The sequence below is a fragment of the Ureibacillus sp. FSL K6-3587 genome, assembly GCF_038593165.1.
GTDB classification, from domain to species: domain Bacteria; phylum Bacillota; class Bacilli; order Bacillales_A; family Planococcaceae; genus Ureibacillus; species Ureibacillus suwonensis.
The window spans coordinates 710,463-730,659 of record NZ_CP151969.1 but is presented as its reverse complement, the minus strand read 5'-3'; the positions used below and the strand labels follow the sequence as shown (position 1 = coordinate 730,659).

The window sequence follows — 20,197 nt, the reverse complement described above, 5'->3', positions numbered from 1 at the left end:
CTATTTAACTCTCAAGTCATCGATAATTTCTGTCGCTACTGTCAATACTTTATTAGCATCTGGGATATATAATTTTTCAAGATTAGCAGCAAACGGAACAGGTGTGTTTGGCGCGCATACGCATTTGATCGGTCCATCTAAATAATCAAAGGCTTTGTCTGCTACAACTGAAGCGATATCAGTTGCCGTGTTGTTGTGCGGATTGGATTCATCGATGATAATTAAGCGGCCTGTTTTCTTCACAGACTCCAGTACTGTTTCTTCATCCCATGGTGCAACAGTGCGCAAGTCAATGACTTCGACTGAGATATTGTCCTTTTCTAAAATGTCTGCAACTTCTAAGCCGACGTACAACATTTTTCCGATGGTCACAATTGTCAAATCTTTTCCATCCCGCTTGATGGCAGCTTTGCCGATTGGGATTGTGTAATATTCTTCCGGTACTTCGCCCTTCATTCCGTACAATGTTTTATCTTCCGAAAAGATGACCAGGTTATCATCTTCAATGGCGGAGAGGAGAAGACCTTTTGCGTCATATGGTGTTGCAGGGACAACGACTTTGACGCCTGGAATCGAACCGAACAGTCCGTAGTAGGAGCCAGAGTGTTGAGCGGCTGCGTTCACTCCAGCACCGTGCATCGTGCGCACCGTCATTGGAACTTTCGCTTTTCCGCCGAACATGTAGCGCATTTTTGAACCTTGTCCAATGATGGAGTCAAAGCAAAAGCCGATAAAGTCGCTGAACATTAGCTCGGCTACAGGACGCAAACCGGTTACAGCCATCCCTACAGCTGCGGCCATATAACCCATTTCGGATAGCGGCGTATCGATGACCCGTTCACGGCCGTATTTTGGCGCAAGGCCGCGGGTTACGCCCATTACACCGCCCCAAGCATCTTCGTTGGCCTCTTCCAAATGTTGGACTTCCGCTCCGCCTGCAATATCTTCACCTAATAAAATGATGTTTTCATCTTTTGCCATTGCTTGATCAAGCGCTTCATTGATTGCATTCATGAACAATATTTCTCTAGCCATTCTCTATAACTCCTTTCCAAGTTTTTTAGATTAGTCCGCAAAAACATCTTGATAGAGTGATTCAGGTGATGGTTCTGGACTTTTTTTCGCAAATTCAATCGCTTCTTCAATATCGCGAACGGATTCTTCCCTCAATTGATCCAACTCTTCTTCAGTCAATAAGCCGTTTTCGATGGCGTATTGACGGAATACTTCAAGCGGATCCACTTCCGCCCATTCTTTTTCTTCTCCGCTAGGCGCTTTGTAAGTTTGTTCGTCACCTTCAAAGTGTCCGTGGTTCCGGTAAGTGACGCATTCTATTAGTGTTGGTCCTTCACCTTTGCGTGCGCGTTCGATTGCTTCGCCGGCCGCTTCATAAACAGCGACAACATCTTTTCCGTTCACCCGAACCCCAGGCATATTGTAGGCGGCCGCTCTTTCCGCGATTGTACGGGAAGCGGAAGAATACCATTGTGGAGTGGATTCGGCGAAAAGGTTATTCTCACATACAAAAATCACTGGCAACTTCCAAATCGATGCCATATTCAAACATTCATGGAATACACCTTCGTTGGCTGCACCATCACCGAAGAAGCAAACGGCAACCCGGTCCGTTTTCTTATATTTGTTGCGCATGGCAGCACCTGTTACCAGTCCGAAACCGCCTCCAACCATTCCATTGGCGCCTAAAATTCCTTTATTCATGTCGGCAATGTGCATGGAACCGCCTTTACCTTTGCAAAGACCTGTGGCTTTCCCAAAGATTTCAGCCATCATTCCTTTTAAATCGCCGCCTTTGGCAATACAATGCCCGTGTCCTCGGTGGGTGCTTGTTATGTAGTCTTCATCTGTCAGGTGGGCACAAACACCAACAGCAATCGCTTCTTCACCGGCGTATAAGTGCACAAACCCCGGAATTTCCCCGGCAGCGAAGAAACGTTTTACATTTTCTTCAAAATTGCGGATATCCTCCATGGATTTATACATGGATTTTGCCTTATCTTTTGTCAACTCCGCAGTATCCGTAGCTGTGCGAATCTCTAAATCCACCAATTCTTTCACCGACGTATCAACACTCGCAAACAATTTAGGCATGCCTTTTGCTTTTTCCGTCATTCTTGATTCCTCCTTATGATTTATTGATGTTTTAATATTCTTTTGGCTGTATCCTGGATCAACTCAGAAATGGTAGGGTGGGCGAAGACTGTGTTTGCCAATTCATCAACAGTACCTTCCGCTTCATGGACGGCAAGAATTTGGTGAATCAGGTCCGCCGCATTGGGTCCGACAATCACGGCTCCCAATATTTCCCGATATCTCCTTTCGGATATGATTTTGACAAATCCTTCTGTTTCATTGGCGGCAATGGCCCGTCCATTGAATGAAAACGGCATTTTTTCGACAATTACGTCATAGCCCTTTTTTCTTGCTTCTTCTTCACTCATCCCGAATTCGGATACTTCCGGTTCGATGAATAGGGGGCGGGGGATGCTGTATGGCGATACGGGCCTTTCTTTTTTGCCGCTCATGGCCCGGACGGCTTTGATGCCTTCCGCGCTGGCCGCATGGGCAAGAGTATAGCCGCCGATTAGATCGCCAACGGCATAAACATGTTTCATGCTTGTTTCATAATATTCATTGACTTTCACAAATTGCTGTTTTTCATCCAACTCAAGTCCCATCGCTTTTGGAATCTCAAGGTTTTGTTTTCTCCCCGTTGCCACCAAAAGTTGGTCAAAAGGAATTTCCCCATGGCCGGAAAGGACAACCTTTCCTTTTTTCACTTGCTGTATGGATGCTTTTGTGATGATTTTTATTCCTAAGCTTCGAAGCTTTTCTTTTACAATGGCACGGGCTTCCAGATCAACCGTCAGCAATATGTCCGGTGCGGCTTCGATAATCGTGACATCGGCGCCGAAACTTTTCATGGCATAGGCCAATTCCACACCAATCACACCGCCGCCGATGATGGCCAATTGATTCGGTAATGTTTCCATGTCAAAAAAGGTGTTCGTCGTCAAATAATCTATATCGCTCAAACCTGGGATGTTCGGGATGAAGGGGGCACCGCCTGTGGCAAGCAACACATTTTTTCCGTAGTATCGCTCTCCATTCACTTCGAAAATTTTTCCTTCCACGTATTTCGCTTCGCCTGCAATATAATGGATGCCATTCTTTTTAAAGGTCATGTGAATGCCGGATTGTAAGGTGGAGATAATTTTGTTTTTTCTTTTCACAACGGATGGGAAATCGATTTGATTCACTGTTACGGATAAACCGTTTGCATTAAGGGCCTGTACGGCGGACAACCAGTGGCTGTATTGCAAATAAGCTTTGGAAGGGATGCAACCCACATTGAGACAGCAGCCGCCAACGGCATTTTTTTCAATCACCGCCACTGAATTCCCGAGCTGTGCCGCTTCTTCCGCCGCAACATATCCCCCAGGTCCTGCTCCGATAATGAGTACATCATAAGTTTTCAAGGAATCACCTTCTTTTTTTTGTGGGAAGAGTTACATAAGTAAGAATTTTCAGAATAATGAAAACGTTTATAAATTAATTGTAGCGAATTTCAAAATATCCGTCTATAGATTTTTTGAAAATTATTGGAACTTTGTTACAAAATATAACAGTTTTTAAGGTTTAATGGGATGAAATTTCGGGAAAGGAGAGAGGATAGGGGAAATCCTCTCCTTCATTGAAGTGGAATTATATCGGTTTATAATGGAAAACCGGTTCATCATTTTCGATGGAAATGGTAATACGGACATTTTCGCCGATTTGATTGGCGATGATATCCCGGGCGAGCGGTGTTTCAATGTGCTGGACGATAAACCGTTGAATTGGACGGGCTCCATAAATTGGATCGTATCCATTCTCCGCGATCCATTGGATGGCCTCCGGAGTTGCGTGCAGAATCATTTTGTTTTCATTTAATCGTTCATTGAGTTCTTTCATCATGATTTCTGCAATCGCTACCATTTGTTCTTTCACCAATGGGTTGAAAATGATGGTTTCATCGATCCGGTTTAAAAATTCCGGTCTGAAATGGGCCCGCAATTCGTTAATGACCGCTTCCCTTGCTTCAGGTGTAATGGCACCATAATTATCAATCGAATCCAATAGCAATTTTGATCCGATATTGCTTGTCATAATTAAAATCGTATTTTTAAAATCCACCGTCCGTCCTTGGGAGTCCGTAAGTCTTCCTTCATCGAGCACTTGCAATAGAATGTTGAAAACATCCGGATGGGCTTTTTCGATTTCATCGAGAACGATGATGGAATGGAGCCGATGCCGGACCGCCTCCGTCAAGTGGCCCCCTTCGTCATAGCCGGCGTATCCCGGCGGAGGACCGATGAGTTTCGCGACCGCATGTTTTTCCATATACTCTGACATGTCCAATCGCACCATATCCAGCTCGGTACCGAACAACACTTTTGCCAGCACTTTGGCCAGTTTTGTCTTGCCGACGCCGGTAGGGCCAAGGAACAGGAACGAGCCGGTCGGTTTATTCGGATTTTTAATGCCAGCCCTTGAACGCAAAACGGCATGGGTCACTTTTTTCACCGCTTCATCTTGTCCCACGATGTATTGGTGTATTTCGTCCTCCAAATGCAATAGCCGTTCCCGTTCATTTTCCATAACGCCAGTAATTTTGATTCCCGTCAGCCTTTCCACGACGCGCTCGATATCTTCGGCGGTCACTACATTATCGATAAAGGTTTTGCTTTGCTTTAATGCCTCCCATTGTTGTTCCAGCTCTTTCAGTCTCTTTTCGGATGCAGGAATGTCACCGGTTTCCAATTGAACGATTTGACCGACTTCATTGTTCTTTACCGCTTTTTCGTAAAACTTATGCAATCTTGCCAAATTTCTTTTTTCCCGCTGCGTGAAATGGAGCATTTCCAGCTCTTTGGCCCATTGCTTTTCCATTTTTTCCTTTTCGGTTTCCAAATTTTTTAGCTGTTGTTCAAATGTATGCCGGTCAAATGCCGGGCCGGGTTCCAACTCATGCTTATAAAGGGCGATTTTTGCTTGCAAAATTTGTTCGTTGATTTTTTTGATGGAGTGGGGGACTTCATTTAAGGAAATCCGTTTGACTGCGCTGGCTTCATCCATCAAGTCAATGGCTTTATCCGGCAAATACCGGTCGGTGATGTAGCGTTTCGAAAGTTTGACGGCCGCTTCGATGGCTTCATCGGTGATAAGGGTTTCGTGATACAATTCATAATCCTCTTTAATGCCCCGCAGAATTTCAATGGTTGCTTCAATCGACGGCTCATTGACGATCACCCGTTGGAAACGGCGCTCCAATGCTTTGTCTTTTTCGATATATTCCCGATATTCATCTTGCGTGGTTGCGCCAATGCAGCGAAGTTCTCCGCGGGCAAGCATCGGTTTTAAAATATTGCCGGCATCCATGGAGCCTTCTGTACGTCCTGCACCGACGATCGTGTGGATTTCATCAATGAAGAGGATGATCCGATTATTGGATTGTTTCACATCATTTAATACGGCTTTTAATTTTTCCTCAAATTCCCCGCGATATTTGGCTCCTGCGAGAAGGGAACTCATATCGAGATTGTAGACGACTTTATCGAGCAAATTATTTGGAACCTCTTTGTTTACGATTTTTTGGACCAACCCTTCAACGATGGCGGTTTTCCCGACCCCGGGGCTTCCTATCAATATCGCATTATTTTTATTTTTTCTTGTCAAAATGCGGATGATATCGTTGATTTCTTTTTCTCTGCCGACAACCCGGTCCACTTTCCCCTCTATGTATCGTTGATTCAAATTGACTGCATATTTGTTTAAAGAATCGTATAGCGCTTCCTGGTTGTCGGATGTGACATTTTGCCCGTTTCGCGTTTGATTCAATTTTTCATAGATGGATTCTTTTGTGACATGATGTTGGATCAGATATTTTGTGATTGGATTAAAATCTTGTTCAAATAGGGCAATCATCAAATGCTCGACGGAAATAAACCGGTCCCGCAGACGTTCCGCTTCGATTTCCGCTTGTTTGAACAACCTTTTTAGACGTTGGCTCTCTTTTTCTCCATAGGCGATTTCCGTACCGGTTAAAGAGGGGATTTTATCCACTTCCTTATTGACGAGTTGGATCAGTTCATCCATATCAATGTTTAATTCCCGGTAAAAGTTATAGGCAAAGTGGTCCGGTTGCAATAAAGCGGCCCAGAGATGGGGAATATCCAGTTGATAATTCAGTTTCTTTTGGGCAATTTTTTTCGCATTCAGGATTCCTTCTTTTACCGCGATTGTATATTTTGTTGTCATGTTATCACCCTTTGCTGTGGAATAGGCAAACTTTGTAAATCTATCGTAAGCGAAAAATCCTATGAAAATCAATCTTATTTTGAATTTTTCGCCAATTCCGTTCAGGAGAGCTTTATGGATGCAGGACAGGCAGAGGGTACAAAAATATTAACCCCTCCGCTTATTCAAAGGGGAGGGGAATGATGTCATTTTTGAACTTTCGCTTTGTCTTTTTGGAATATCCCTAATGCTTCAATGCGGCGGAGGGCTTCCCGGAGCCGGTCTTCTTCAACGAGCAGCCCCACCCGGATATAGCCTTCGCCGTGCTCGCCGAATCCGTTGCCGCTTGCGACTGCCACATCCGCCTTATCCAATAGGTAATCGGAAAATTCTTGGCTCGTAAACCCTTCCGGAACCGGCAACCATGCAAAGAAGGAGCCTTTTGGCGCTTTTACGTTCCATCCGATCCGGCGGGCTTCTTCCACCAGCACATTGCGGCGGGATTCGTAAATGTTTCGCAATTCTTCCACACAGGATTGATCGCCATTCAATGCATAGGCGGCCGCGCGCTGTACGGCAGGGAAGAGGCTGCAGAACAGATGGTCTTGCAACAAGTTGATGGCTTCGATGATGTCGCGGTTACCCACCGCAAAAGCAACGCGCCAGCCGGCCATGTTAAAAGTTTTGGATAATGTATAGAACTCTACGCCGACTTCTTTTGCCCCTTCCGCTTGCAGGAAGCTTACCGGTTTCTTCCCGTCGAATCCAAGGGCTCCGTATGCGAAATCGTGAACAACGGCAATACTGTGTTCTTTTGCAAATTGCACCGTTTTTTCGAAGAACGCCAAATCGGCTGTGGCGCCCGTCGGATTGTTTGGATAGTTCAAATACATCAATTTTGCCCGTTTTTTCACTTCATCAGGCAAAGCGTCATAATCCGGGAGAAAATCATTTTCCTCAAGCAATGGCATTGTATCAAAATGAACATCCGCCAACACCGGACCGGATAAATAGTCCGGATAACCCGGATCCGGAAGCAGCATATAGTCTCCTGGATTAAGCACGCACAACGGAAGCTCGACCAGCCCAACTTTTGCGCCGCCTAAAATGGCCACTTCTTCATTCGGATCGATGTCGGCATTGTATTCCCTTTTGTAAAAGTCGCTTACGGCTTGTTTTAATTCTGGCATGCCACGGAAAAGGGAATATTTATGGGTGGCAGGATCGGCTGCCGCTTCTTGAAGCGCCTTGACGATGTGAGGAGGCGTTGGCCGGTCCGGATTCCCCTGTCCGAGATTGATCACGTCCCGCCCTTCAGCAATCGCCGTATTCACTTTTTGCACAAGGGAAGCAAAAAATTGAGTAGGGAGTTTTTGGAGTTTATCGGATAATTCCATGTGCATCCTCTTTTCTTATTGATTTAGTCGGTTAAGGTACAACTTGATGGAATTCTCAAAATCTGTCATTCTGTATTTTAAGGAAGTTCCCGTTTATAATTATAAGTAGATATGTAGGAATATTATTATTTTTTTGAATAATTGTCTAGGGGGATTTGTGATGAAAATTGGTTGCATTCAAATGAATGTCGGGTTTGGGAAAGTGGAGGAAAACTTCGAGCGGGCGGAACAATTGATTCGGGAAGCGGCAAGTAAGGGTGCTGAAATTGTGGTATTGCCTGAAATGTGGAATACAGGCTATGCCCTTGAAAAATTGGAGGAGTTGGCGGATGAAAATGGAGCCCGCACAAAAGAATTCTTGCAAAATCTTGCCCGTGAGCTGGGGTTACATATCGTCGGCGGTTCTGTAGCGACTAAGCGAAACGGCAAGTTTTATAATACGATGTATGTGGTGAACCGCGATGGGGAATTGGTGAGTGAATATAGCAAAGTTCATTTATTCAGATTAATGGATGAGGAAAAATATTTGGAAGCGGGGGATTCCATGAACCGTTTTGATTTGGGGGATCTTCCGGCAGCGGCCGTGATCTGCTATGATATCCGCTTCCCTGAATGGCTTCGCGCCCATGCATTGGCGGGAGCAAAAGTGTTGTTCGTTTCCGCCCAATGGCCGACACCAAGAATTGATCATTGGAAAATTCTTTTGCAAGCCCGCGCCATTGAAAATCAATGCTTCGTTGTGGCAGTGAACCGGATTTCCCGCAAACCTGAAAACTTCAATGGGCAGTCCATGGTGATTGAACCTTGGGGTGAAGTGTTATGGACCGGCGCAGAAGATGAAGAGTTGGCGGTCATTGACGTAGATTTTTCAAAAGTGGATGAAGTCCGCACACGAATTCCGGTATATGACGACCGCCGCCCGGAATTGTACGGGAAAGTGGTGGAGCAAAAGTAAAGGATTGGATCTATGGACCGAGCAGGATGGGATGCTCGGTTTTTTTATTGGATTTATTGAAACTTGAGTGGACGTCATTTTTTTGAATGGTGTTGGCAATTATTGCATACCAGAAATAGAGGTTTTTTGACTGTCGATAAAAAACTTTAATCCTTTGAAACTTTTCCTTTATTCCGGAAGCTCTAATTAATGAAAGGAGGATTAAAAGAGTGAAACATGATATCGAACTAGTGGAAAAAGCAATCAAAGGGGATGCGCAAGCCTTTGAACAATTGCTTTTTAAAGAAGAACAAATGCTTTATTACAAAGCACTTTCCTATGTTGGAAGGAAAGAAGACGCACTGGACGTTATCCAAGAAACAACTTGCAAAGCGTTTTTAGCGATTAAAGATTTGCGAAATCCCGAATATTTCTCAACATGGCTCTTCAGAATTCTCATTCGTGAATGCTACCAATTATTGAAGAAACGCGATCGAATGATTCCGTACGATGAAATGGAACTGTTAAGGAAAATGGAACACAAACAGGAGCTGCCATCTGATTCTTTACATTTAGGTGAAGCATTATCAAAGTTAAATGAATCCTATCAAACCTCGATTATTTTATTTTACTATCACGACCTGTCTATACGGGATATTGCCGAAGTGATGGGAAAACCGGTTGGAACAATCAAAACCTATTTGCGAAGAGCAAAAAAACATTTAAAAAATGAATTGGAAAGGAGTTATAAGTTCAATGAAAGAACAATTTGATCATTTGGATGGGTTTCCACAAGACGAAGTTCGATTGGCGATTCGAACTGGAATTGCCCAAGCACAAGAGCAAATGGATGGAAAGGTGAAAACTCCTTATAAAAGAAAAATCACTTATCTTTTAAGCAGTGTGGCGGCGGTATTTGGATTATTATTTATTTCGGCTCAATATTCTCCTGCGATTGCAACGAGTTTATCGAAAATCCCTTTAATCGGTTCTGTTTTTGGCGATTCCGACTTAATTGGTTTACAAAATGCCTACCAAGAAGGGTTGATCGACGAAATTGGCGAAACACAAACAATTAATGGAATATCCGTTACGTTAAATGAGGTTCTATATGATCAAAGCAATATTACAATCGGCCTCATTATTGAGTCTGAAAGGGAATTGGGTGAACATTATTTCGGTTCAGGCATGGATATTACGATTAATGGAAAATTGCCTAAAGCAGTTTCAGGTTCTTATGGAGAAGAAATGATTTCATCAACCACTCGTACAGCCATTCAAATGATCGGCATTACCGAAGAGATGCCTGACCAATTTGAACTGGGGCTAACGCTAAAGGGAGAAAAAGGGGAAAAATGGCACTTCTCAACGCCAATCAAAAAAATAAAAGACATCAAAACAATTCCTGTTCAACATGAACAAACAGTAGATGGCATACAACTCAAGGTAACGGAAGTGTCCATAAGCAAAACAGGTGTCAGTGTATCTTTTGAGAGTGCTGAAAAAGTGGACGATTTTGATAAAACGAGAGGAAATTATATCGATTTGCAAGTAGTTGACCAAGATGGCAACAAAATTAAAAATCTTTCCGGAGCAGTGATAGGGGAAAGAATGAAAGATACCATCGTGTATAAAAGTAAAAAGCAATTTGACCCAATTGACTCAAAGGTGACGGAATTGACCATTACCCCATATTTGGAGATTCCATCGAGTGGTGGCGGGGTAGATGAAAACGGTCAATATATCGAAAAGGATTATAGTGGGCTAAAAGAGGTTAAGTTTGAACCATTTACAGTGAAAATACCTTAATGATTGAAAAGGGCATCCTGAATTTATAGACGTCCTTTTTGGTTATAGCCCAGTTTGGGCAAATCACCAATTTAATAATGGAGTAGTTAATACTTCTAATTTTGCAATATCAGTAAATATCGTCACCAATACGGTTAATAAAAATATGTTCACCACCCCAAATTTCAAAATGAATGATAATATACTTTTTGAGGTGAACAAATTGAATCTTCCACAAACCTTTCAAGAAAAAATGAAAAACTTATTGCAAGAAGAATATGATGCCTTTATTCGAAGCTATGAAGAAGAGAAGAATCAGGGCTTGCGAATAAACACGCTAAAAATTTCAATAGATGAATTCTTACAAATGAATCCTTTTACAACCGAGAAAATACCTTGGGTGAAGGAAGGCTATTTTTATCCTGGCAATGAACGGCCAGGAAAACACCCTTACCATGAAGCGGGGTTGTATTATATCCAAGAGCCAAGTGCGATGGCGGTGGGGGAGTTTGTCGACCCGAAGCCGGGGGAGATCATTCTTGATTTGTGTGCGGCGCCGGGGGGGAAAACAACCCATCTCGCATCCAAAATGGATGGGGAAGGGCTCTTGGTTTCCAATGAAATCCATCCGCAGCGGGCGAAAATTTTATCCCAAAACGTGGAGCGGATGGGGATCAAAAATGCCATTGTGACCAATGAAACGCCGGAACGACTGGCTGCACGGTTCCGAGGCTTTTTTGACCGGATTTTGGTTGACGCCCCTTGTTCCGGGGAAGGGATGTTCCGGAAAGATGAAGAAGCCCGCTTGCACTGGAGTCTGGAAAACGTGGCCCTTTGCGCAAGCCGGCAAGACGGGATTCTTGATCATGCCCAAAGCATGTTGAAGCCGGGAGGACGGCTTGTCTATTCCACTTGCACCTTTTCTCCGGAAGAAAATGAAGGCACGATCAGCCGATTCCTTGAAAAGTATCCGCACTTTGAGATTGAGCAGGTTGAAGTGTATGAAGGTTTCAACCACGGAAGAGCCGATTGGGTGGAAAATGCGGCGCCAAACATTGAACGGACGATCCGCATTTGGCCCCATCGCGTGAAAGGGGAAGGGCATTACATTGCGGTGCTGAAAAAGAATGACGGGGAAGAGCCGCCTCGCTTCAAATATGCAAAACAAAAACTGGATCCGAAAATGTTGAAAGCCTATCAGCAATTTGCCGGTGAAACGCTGAATATTTCACCTTCCGGATATTTCATCGCTTTCAACGACCAACTCTATGTTTTGCCTAAAGAAGTGCCATCTTTGGAGAAATTGAAAGTGCTCCGTCCAGGCCTGCATTTGGGAACATTCAAAAAGAACCGCTTTGAGCCTTCCCACGCCCTTGCCCTGGCTTTAAGCAAAGAGGAAGCCAAAAACGTGATGGATCTTTCCGCAGGTTCGGATGAAATCATTGCCTATCTAAAAGGGGAAGTTTTGCAAGCAAATGGTTCAAAGGGTTGGCACTTGATCACCGTCGACGGCTACTCCATCGGTTGGGGGAAACTGGCAGGGAATATGATGAAAAACCACTATCCCAAAGGATTGCGTTGGATGGGGAATGAGTAGACTAAACCGGGTTTCCCATCCGGATTAAAAATTGAAAATCCTGTTACAGGCAGCAACATATTCAATTTTTCACATACATTAGAATTAACCTCTTGAGGCTGCAATTGCGGCTTTGGGAGGTGTTTTTATTTGGTAAAAGACTTTAAAAAATGGTTAAACAGACACTGATTATTTTGTAGAATTAATTACAGAAAAGGGGTGTATTTCCTAAAATTTTGATTCATTCATCATGTTAAGGGGGATTAATATGCAAAAGATCAATATTTCCATTATAGTGCTCAGTATTTCCATTCTATTGGCTGCATGGATGGTATCAAATGCAATTAAAAATTATATGCATCTTAATGCCGGTTTTCCATCAGTTGTCGAAACTCATAATAATGACAAATATGAGTTGATTGTAAACGATGGTTGGCTTTATCTTTATGACAAATCCGATGGCCAAATTTATAAAAAGCCGGATACATCTGATAGCTCATGGGAAACAGTCAAGTATTATACAGAAGACTAGGAATGATTGCTGTTTATATTTAATGATATAAAAAAGCCACAACATCACCTTTTCGATTGACCGGAAACAGCAGGTTCAGAAAAGGTGTGTTGTGTCATTGGTTTTCAATTCATCTGAACTTCCATCTTCTTTTCCTCTGCCGGCGCTTCATTTATCGGCACCGCATCTTCTACCACAACCGGTTTTTCTTCCTCAGCCGGTTTTTCCTCTTCAATCGGCTCAGCTTCTTCAGGCGGTTTTGTTTCCGTATTACCATTTGGCGCTGGTTGGTTATGTTGAGCACCTTCATTTTTCGGTGGATTGGATGGATTTGAACCGCCATGATTGGATGCGCCATTGGAAGGAGCATTACTGCTGGAAGTCTTTTCCGCTTCAGGTGGATGTTCCGGTGGGGTATTGCCCTGGGATTCAGTTGTTGCTTCTTTTGAAACGGGCACCGCCTTTGCCGCTTTTTCCCGTTTGATTTTTTCTTGTTTAACCAGCAATTTTTTTCCATCCATTTGGTGGGCGATTTGTATCTCGTAAAAAATTTCAGGCACCAATTCTTTGATACAGCCGCTTCTTGCTTCTTTTGACACTTCGCCTGTGCTTGGATTTTTGTACATCCAGGCCAACCGTTTCTGGCTGAAGCCGATATCCTTTAATCCTTTATGGATCTGCTCCGAATACTCCTTCCAAATGTGACGGGATGGATCATAATTCGGTCCCATCGGTTTCGGAATATCATATCCGGTCCAGACAACGGTTGAGTGATAAGGGGTAACCCCCGCAAACCATTTATCATGATAATCATTGGTTGTACCGGTTTTGGCAGCCGTCGTCATGCCGCTTAAACCAAATCCGTAAGCTGTGCCGTTCGGCTGATTCACCACATCTTTCAAAATCTCCAGCATCAGATTGGCGGCTCCGGCATCATAGATTTTTTTCGTTTTGCGTTCATTTTGATACAGGACTTCATCGTGTACGATATCCACTATTTTTTCGATGCCTGTCGGTTTGATGAAATTGCCGTCATTGGCCAATGTCGCATAGGCGCTTGCCATTTCCAGCGTATTGGTTCCGTATGTGAATCCGCCATAAGCGATTCCCACATGATCATCTTCCGGAACGAGACCGGAGAATTCCATTTTGCGCAAATAAGCCAACATCTTCTTAGGTCCCATTTCCATTCCCAATTGATAGGGGATGGTGTTGACGGAGCGGGCTACAGCTTCTCGCAATGTCATATAACCCGCATAAGTTCCGGTTGCATTCTGTGGACCGTTATCCATTTTTTGATCATTCATGACAGAAGACGCCAACCGGTTCCCTTGAAACACCGGTGTATAGACAATGATCGGTTTGATGGTCGATCCCGGCTGACGATAAGATAAAAACGCCCGGTTGTAGCTGTTCGGAACGTCTTCCTGTGTGCGGCCGCCGACAATGGCGAGCACATCGCCCGTTTTGTTTTCAATGGTCACGGCTGAACCTTGCATTTCGAAAATGCCGGTTTCCGGATTTTTGGATGTAAATGGGGCAAGGTGTGTATTAATCGTTTCCTGCAACAGCTTTTGTTTCTGTGAATCGATCGTCGTATAAATCTCATAACCGCCGTTCCGGATTTTTTGATTCCATTCCAAAAAACGCTCATTATAGTCTTTCATATATTTTTCGCGTTCCGCATGGCTGTCAAACCAGTACTGAAATTTGAACCCTTCCTTTTCCATCATGATTTTTGCCGCACTGCTCAATGCAAAAGAGACTTCATAGGTTTCCGGTTCCATGATTTTTTCAGGCATATTCAATTTGATTTCTTCTGATATGGCTTTCGAATACTGTTTCTCATCTATCATTTCATATTCCAACATTTTTTTCAGAATTAAATCGCGTCTTTTCAGCGTATTTTCCATATGATGAACCGGATTATATTTGGACGGATTGTTCGGAATGGCGGTTAAAAAGGCGATTTCGGATAAAGTCAAATCTTTGACCGATTTGTTGAAGTATGTTTTTGCCGCCGTTTCGATCCCGTATGCGCCGTTTGCATAGTTGATATTGTTCAAGTAAAACTCCAAAATTTGCTCTTTATCAAATTTTTTCTCCAGTTTTGCCGCGATTAAAATTTCCATGATTTTGCGTTTATATGTTTTCTCAAGGGATAAAAATTCCAGTTTCACCAGCTGCTGCGTGATGGTGCTGCCGCCTTGCGTGATGGCGCCCTTATTTTTTACCAATTCCACACCTGCGCGGAGAATCGCCTTCAAGTCGTATCCTTTGTGTTCATAGAATCGGATGTCTTCGATTGCGATTGTTGCATCTTGCACCGTTTTTGGGACATTTTCTATTTCGATATAGTCATAATCGTGGGGCGCCACTGTGGCAATGACATTTCCATCCCTGTCAAAAATGACCGTCTCTTCTTTGTTTTTGAATGTATTTTCTGTCGTGTTTTCCACTTTTTCACTTGCTTCATTCATCATGGAAAGTACATCGTCTTTATAAGTTAATGCGATGATTAGTGCTATTAAAATGAATAGTGCTGTTCCCAATAGGGAGATTTGAAGGGATCGGATCATCAACCTTTTCAATTGTTCATTTTCTCTTAATTTTTGATAAAGTTCCGGTAGTTTGCGTTTCAAATTACCTTGCTCCTTTCGCAATTTGAAACTTTCTACCCCCAGTTTTTTTAGATTTTCATATTTTTATACTTCCAATCTAAAAATTATTTTTTTTGATGAACATCCAATCTTTGAATCAAGGGTTCTCACGTACAGATGCTATGTATATTCTTTGAAAATCGGTTTATCACAATCCTGTTTGATGTTTAACAGAAAATACAAAAACCGTCATGGACACAAAAACTGACAACATGATTCTTCTGAAAACTGGCTATTTCGATTTTTTTCCATTCTGTTACAATGATTAAAACTTAGTAAACAAATAAGAATTTAAGAATAAAGGGGAATGGAGAATGAAGGCAAAAAAACTTTTGGCGATTGTGCTTGCTTCCGCAGCGCTTCTCGCTGCTTGCGGGGACACGACGGAAACGGGAACTGAACCGGCAAAACAAGATACTGAATCCAAAGAAGTCAAAAAAGTGAAAGTCGCGTTTTCCCAAGATGGAAGACCGATGACGTATGTGGATGAAAATGGCGAACCGGCCGGCTATGATGTGGATGCGATGCGCCTTGTCGATGAGTACTTGGAAGATTACGAATTTGAATTTATCCCGACAAGCTCTGAAGATATTTTTATCGGCGTTGAGCAGGGAAAATATGATGTCGGTGTGAAAAACGCCTTTTATACGGAAGAGCGTACAAAAAGCTTCCTTTATCCAAAAGAATTTTTGGGGCTCAGCAGTGTGGGGTTTGTGTTGAAAGCCGATAAAGCGGATATTCATAGTTTGAGCGATTTTGCTTCCGCAGGATATACCCTTGCGCCAATCGCTGCAAGCAGTGCCCAATATACATTGGTTGATGAATATAATAAAGCCAACCCGAACAACCAAGTGAAACTGAAAGCAGGGGATGAGTTCAACCTGGATGTGGTGCAATGGGTGAATGAAGGACGGGTCGATGGAGGAATTATCATCGAAGCCATGTACAATGCGCAAGTGACCGATGAAAATGGGCCATACCACCAATTCAAAGATGATCTCGTCTACAATGAATTTGCCGTGATCAAAACGTGGCCGCTTTTCAACAAGAAAAACACAGAGCTTGCTGCAGCATATGACGAAGCGATGAAGGAGATCAAAAAGACGGACAAATTGAACAAATTAATGGAACAATATTATGGCAAAGATTTGTTCCCGCTGCTTGAAGCAAGCCAATGATATTTTGATGGCACGCAGTTTCGTGCCATTTTTTTATGGAAGGAATCACCTGTCATGGCCACAAAATTTCAGCTTGTTCATGATAAAATAGATGTAAAGAATAATATGGAGGTAGTGTCAAAAAATCTATGAAAACTTAGTTTTGGAGGGATGTGATCTAGCGAAACTAGAGGAAATGCCGCCGCAATCGCTCTTGACAAACACGTCAATGGTTTGATTTCGAACCAACAAGGGCGAAGGGAACAAAAAGAAGGCACACCAAAGAAGCCCTTGCCAATTCCCATTTTAAACCATTGACTGGTTCGGTTTGTCAAGAGTTCGCTTCGCCGATGCTGGTAAGGGCTCTGCTAAACAAAAAGTTAGGCAGTTTGCTCTACTAGCCATTGTTGAGCTAAACCAATCAGTTTTGTCCAACGTGCAGGCATATTCGGCAGTCCTTTTAGCTCTGGAATAACTACAGGCACTTTGCCTTCCAGGGCTGAATGTGGCCGCAAGAAATTAAAATAAGCCACAAACAAAGTCACATAAGAAACGGATCCGTGATCGGATCCAAATCCGTGTGTCGATCTGTAATTGCCCTTAAATGTTCGATTCAGTCTTTCAATAATTTGTTTTAGCGGTCTGTATTCCGTTGAAACCTGGTCTTCGTTGGTTAGTCCAATGACCTGCTTCACATCAAACGTAATACCGTGCTGGGCAAAAAAGTGTTGTGCTAAAAGGTAAATCGGATTGCCATCTACGACAAAGGTGAGGTCTTCCGGGATCTCTTTCATCTTCCATAAGGCCTCATCAATCGCACGAATGGCTGATACCGTATCACGATTTGGAGAAACAGGGTAGGACAGAATAATTTTCTTTACCGCATCAAAAAAGAAAAAAAGATAATGCCAACGACCATTCACCTTAATGTATGTTTCGTCTCCGCAGAATTGATCAGAAAGCTCGTAAGGATAATGATCCACATAAGGTTTGAGAAGAAGTGCTACGCTGTTTTCGTAATTCAATATACTCTGGTGAGAGATGGGTACGCCATGAACATCCTTCATCAGTGCAGCTGTTTTCCGAGCCGATAAGCCATAGTTTACATGGTAGGTTAAAATGAGCCCCAATGTGTGCGGTGACACATGAAGCCTGGACAAATCCACTTTTGGCTTCTTAGGTGAATGTTTGGCTAACGGCTGATAATCAATTTGAAACTGACGAAATATGTATCGAACTTTAAAAGACGGAGAATCCTTTTCGAACTGCTTTTTCTCTTTTTTAGACATTCCTTGCAGTTTCTTTTTGTAATACGGACAGTCATTGTTTTTGCACTTAAATACGAGAAAATCTTTTCTTTCCTTGATCTTCTCGAGTGTTTTCGAACAGTGTGGACATTTTAGTATAGCCTCCTTGGCATATTGATTCTTTTTATTAAACAGACACGCACACACCTTGCATTGATACTGTCCTTTACCTCCGTTATTGGCATAAAGATAATCTGACGGAGCACCACACCTTGGACATTTCATGGATGAAGGTACTTTACCTTTTGAATTGGAACGCCTCTGAACAGGTTTGAGAGGTTTCCCGTTCTTCTCCAAATATTCTTTGAGAAGAATTTGATAATCGAGCTTTTGTAGAGTTTCAATGATTGGCAGCTCATCCACCTGGAGTTTTTGATAAGGCTTATTGACAGGCTTTTCAGTTGGCTTATCAAACATGTTTTTTCCAATCAGAAGGGTAAGTAATGTTCGAATCATTTGATCTTGGTACTTGATATATTCAAGCAAATAGGTTAATAATTGAGGTAACAACTTGTCACTTCCTTTATTAGGGATTTTTGAGTGTGTGGTTACCTCATAAATACCCTAATTTTAAGGGGGTGGCAAGTTTTTTTTATATAAAACTAGTTATATCAACAAAAACGTAAGTTTTATTAAGTAATTTTTGACAATACGAATATGGAAAAGAAGGTGTCGGTATGAAAGAGGCGTTGTTGATCGTGGATATGAGCAATGACTTTGTGGCGGATGACGGCAGTTTGACAGCGGGAAAACCAGCACAGGAAATTGTTCCATATATTGTGGAAAAAGCAAATGAATTTTTGGAGAAGGATCATATTGTTGTTTTTGCCATGGATGCCCATCAAGAAAACGACCCGCATTTTGAATTATGGCCTCCCCACAATGTGGTGGGCACAAAGGGACAGCAGTTGTACGGAGAGCTATATACCTGGTATGAAGCCCATAAAGACCATCCCAATGTCATCATGCAGCCGAAAGAAAATTACAATGCGTTCTTCAACACAGGGCTTGCGGACAAGTTGCGTTCCCGTGGTGTTGTGAAGGTTCATGTGTGCGGCGTATGCACGGACATTTGCGACTTTTTGACGGTTGCAGGGGCTGATGCGGAAGGGTTCAAAACGGCCGTTCATAAGCGGGGCGTTGCGACATTTACGGATCAAGGCGATTCGTTTATTGAACATATGAAAAGATGCTTCTTTACGGAAGTGGTGGAGTAGACAAACCTCCGAAGCTTGAATGCTTCGGAGGTTTTTTACATAAATATTGGTACCCTAGGAAACAATTATATATATATCTATCTACCATAAAGGAATAAAATTGACTAGTAATTAAGTTGTGGTTGTGATATGTTCATCCCCATTTATTGGAGTGGTTGTTTGTTGAGAAAAGGAATGATCTTCATCATCCTTGTATCAATTGTTTCAATGTCCTTTTTTGGCATCCGGTTTATGGAAAATAAAGAAACTATTGATATGAAGGAAGAATTGGCAGCCGAACAATTTATCAAAAAGCATCTTTACGAAGAAAACGGCCTGATCAAAACCGATTTGAAAGGACAATCGAATGTCTATTTGGCTGAAACGACCGGATTGTGGATGGAATATTTGGTGAAGAAAGATGATTATCTTGAGTTCAAAAAACAGGCAAAAGTATTAAAACTTTTCAAAGAAGATAGTCAGTTGATTTCATGGAAAATTGACGGAAATAGGAAAGCACCTGCGAATGCCTTGATCGATGATTTGAGAATCATTCAGGCGCTTGAAGAAGCGTCGGATCGATGGGGGATTCCGAAATATAGAAAAATGGCGCGTCAAATGGGGAAGGATATTGTCCGCTACAACATGGAAAATGATTATTTTATTGACCATGCGGATATAAAAACAAAGCATAAGGCGGATTTTATCACATTAAGTTATTTAAATCCAAAAGCGATCCATTTTTTTCTGGAAGAAGAATTGATCGATGAATCCCAGTACCTGTTGAATCGGGAGGTTCTCGTCAATGCGCCGGTATCAAAAAACGGATTTTTCCCTATCACCTATTATCCTTCAAGGAATGAATATGAATTTGAGCGAGAAGTGAATTTGATTAATCAATATTACATCGGCTATTACCGCGCTTTATGGGGTGGCGATGTTTCTTCTTTGATCCGGTTCACAAAAGAATCTTTGGAAAAGTATGGAGGCGTTCTTTATGGAAGATTTTCCAGTGAAACGAAGGAGCCGGCTGTGGAATATGAAGGGGCTTCCGTTTATGCCCTGGCGATTTTAATGTGTTTGCAAGCCGGTGAAGATGATTTGGCAAGACAGCTGTTTTACAAAATGAAAGAGTTGCAAGTACTTGATGCTTCCACGGAATATTACGGGGGATATATCAACTTGGACAGCCTTGAAACCCATACGTTTGACAACCTTTTACCTTTAATCGCAGAGAGGGAGGCCATTGATGAAGGGGTTTTTTACTAGAAAAGCATACATATCTTTGAAAATCTTTTTTCTCATTGTCAGTAGTCATTTAATGCTCATTTATCTATGGCCGAAGGGGAATTCAAGTAAGCTGCTATTTTTAAC

15 protein-coding genes are annotated in these 20,197 nt (G+C 42.6%); 8 read left to right on the top strand and 7 right to left on the bottom strand.

Features of this window, described 5'->3' with window-relative positions; all coding sequences use genetic code 11:
* The 5 genes from NSS77_RS03520 to NSS77_RS03500 form a co-directional block, all read right to left on the bottom strand.
* Window positions 1-1,035 carry an alpha-ketoacid dehydrogenase subunit beta gene (locus NSS77_RS03520; protein ID WP_342470415.1) on the bottom strand — a complete coding sequence of 345 codons (1,035 nt, stop codon included), beginning with the start codon at window positions 1,033-1,035 and terminating at the stop codon, window positions 1-3.
* A 30-nt stretch (window positions 1,036-1,065) separates the two neighbouring features.
* Window positions 1,066-2,001, bottom strand: a complete 936-nt coding sequence (locus NSS77_RS03515) for a thiamine pyrophosphate-dependent dehydrogenase E1 component subunit alpha (protein WP_342471185.1) — start codon at window positions 1,999-2,001, stop codon at window positions 1,066-1,068.
* A 149-nt stretch (window positions 2,002-2,150) separates the two neighbouring features.
* Window positions 2,151-3,497, bottom strand: a complete 1,347-nt coding sequence (gene lpdA / locus NSS77_RS03510; RefSeq protein ID WP_342470414.1) for a dihydrolipoyl dehydrogenase — start codon at window positions 3,495-3,497, stop codon at window positions 2,151-2,153.
* A gap of 226 nt (window positions 3,498-3,723) precedes the next feature.
* Window positions 3,724-6,318, bottom strand: a complete 2,595-nt coding sequence (locus NSS77_RS03505) for an AAA family ATPase (protein WP_342470413.1) — start codon at window positions 6,316-6,318, stop codon at window positions 3,724-3,726.
* A gap of 185 nt (window positions 6,319-6,503) precedes the next feature.
* Window positions 6,504-7,694: a pyridoxal phosphate-dependent aminotransferase gene (locus NSS77_RS03500; RefSeq protein ID WP_342470412.1), complete on the bottom strand. Its 1,191-nt coding sequence runs from the start codon at window positions 7,692-7,694 to the stop codon at window positions 6,504-6,506.
* A 160-nt stretch (window positions 7,695-7,854) separates the two neighbouring features.
* On the opposite strand from NSS77_RS03500, the gene NSS77_RS03495 reads away from it, so the two are divergent.
* The 5 genes from NSS77_RS03495 (at window position 7,855) to NSS77_RS03475 (ending at window position 12,524) form a co-directional block, all read left to right on the top strand.
* Entirely contained in the window at window positions 7,855-8,649 is a 795-nt protein-coding gene (locus NSS77_RS03495; protein WP_342470411.1) for a carbon-nitrogen family hydrolase, read from the top strand.
* 209 nt (window positions 8,650-8,858) lie between these two features.
* Complete coding sequence (locus tag NSS77_RS03490) at window positions 8,859-9,401, top strand: sigma-70 family RNA polymerase sigma factor (protein ID WP_342470410.1); 543 nt, start codon at window positions 8,859-8,861, stop codon at window positions 9,399-9,401.
* Entirely contained in the window at window positions 9,385-10,437 is a 1,053-nt protein-coding gene (locus NSS77_RS03485) for a DUF4179 domain-containing protein (protein ID WP_342470409.1), read from the top strand. Before NSS77_RS03490 ends, NSS77_RS03485 begins: the two co-directional genes overlap by 17 nt.
* Window positions 10,438-10,639: 202 nt before the next feature.
* Window positions 10,640-12,013, top strand: coding sequence for an RsmB/NOP family class I SAM-dependent RNA methyltransferase (locus tag NSS77_RS03480; RefSeq protein WP_342470408.1), 1,374 nt, complete (start codon window positions 10,640-10,642; stop codon window positions 12,011-12,013).
* A gap of 247 nt (window positions 12,014-12,260) precedes the next feature.
* Entirely contained in the window at window positions 12,261-12,524 is a 264-nt protein-coding gene (locus NSS77_RS03475; protein ID WP_342470407.1) for a hypothetical protein, read from the top strand.
* A 104-nt stretch (window positions 12,525-12,628) separates the two neighbouring features.
* Here NSS77_RS03475 and NSS77_RS03470 read toward each other — a convergent pair whose 3' ends face one another.
* The gene (locus tag NSS77_RS03470; protein WP_342470405.1) at window positions 12,629-15,145 is read right to left on the bottom strand and encodes a transglycosylase domain-containing protein; all 2,517 of its coding nucleotides are present in this window, start codon (window positions 15,143-15,145) and stop codon (window positions 12,629-12,631) included.
* Between the two features lie 332 nt (window positions 15,146-15,477).
* Here NSS77_RS03470 and NSS77_RS03465 point away from each other — a divergent pair, with 332 nt between their 5' ends.
* Window positions 15,478-16,341 (top strand): transporter substrate-binding domain-containing protein, encoded by an 864-nt coding sequence (locus NSS77_RS03465; protein ID WP_342470404.1) that lies wholly within the window; start codon window positions 15,478-15,480, stop codon window positions 16,339-16,341.
* A gap of 359 nt (window positions 16,342-16,700) precedes the next feature.
* Here NSS77_RS03465 and NSS77_RS03460 read toward each other — a convergent pair whose 3' ends face one another.
* Window positions 16,701-18,137, bottom strand: a complete 1,437-nt coding sequence (locus NSS77_RS03460; protein ID WP_340714312.1) for a DDE-type integrase/transposase/recombinase — start codon at window positions 18,135-18,137, stop codon at window positions 16,701-16,703.
* 167 nt (window positions 18,138-18,304) lie between these two features.
* On the opposite strand from NSS77_RS03460, the gene NSS77_RS03455 reads away from it, so the two are divergent.
* Together NSS77_RS03455 and NSS77_RS03450 are read left to right on the top strand one after the other, a co-directional pair.
* Window positions 18,305-18,844, top strand: a complete 540-nt coding sequence (locus tag NSS77_RS03455) for a cysteine hydrolase family protein (protein WP_342470403.1) — start codon at window positions 18,305-18,307, stop codon at window positions 18,842-18,844.
* A 162-nt stretch (window positions 18,845-19,006) separates the two neighbouring features.
* Window positions 19,007-20,092: a glycosyl hydrolase lipoprotein gene (locus NSS77_RS03450; RefSeq protein WP_342470402.1), complete on the top strand. Its 1,086-nt coding sequence runs from the start codon at window positions 19,007-19,009 to the stop codon at window positions 20,090-20,092.
* Window positions 20,093-20,197: the final 105 nt, after the last annotated feature.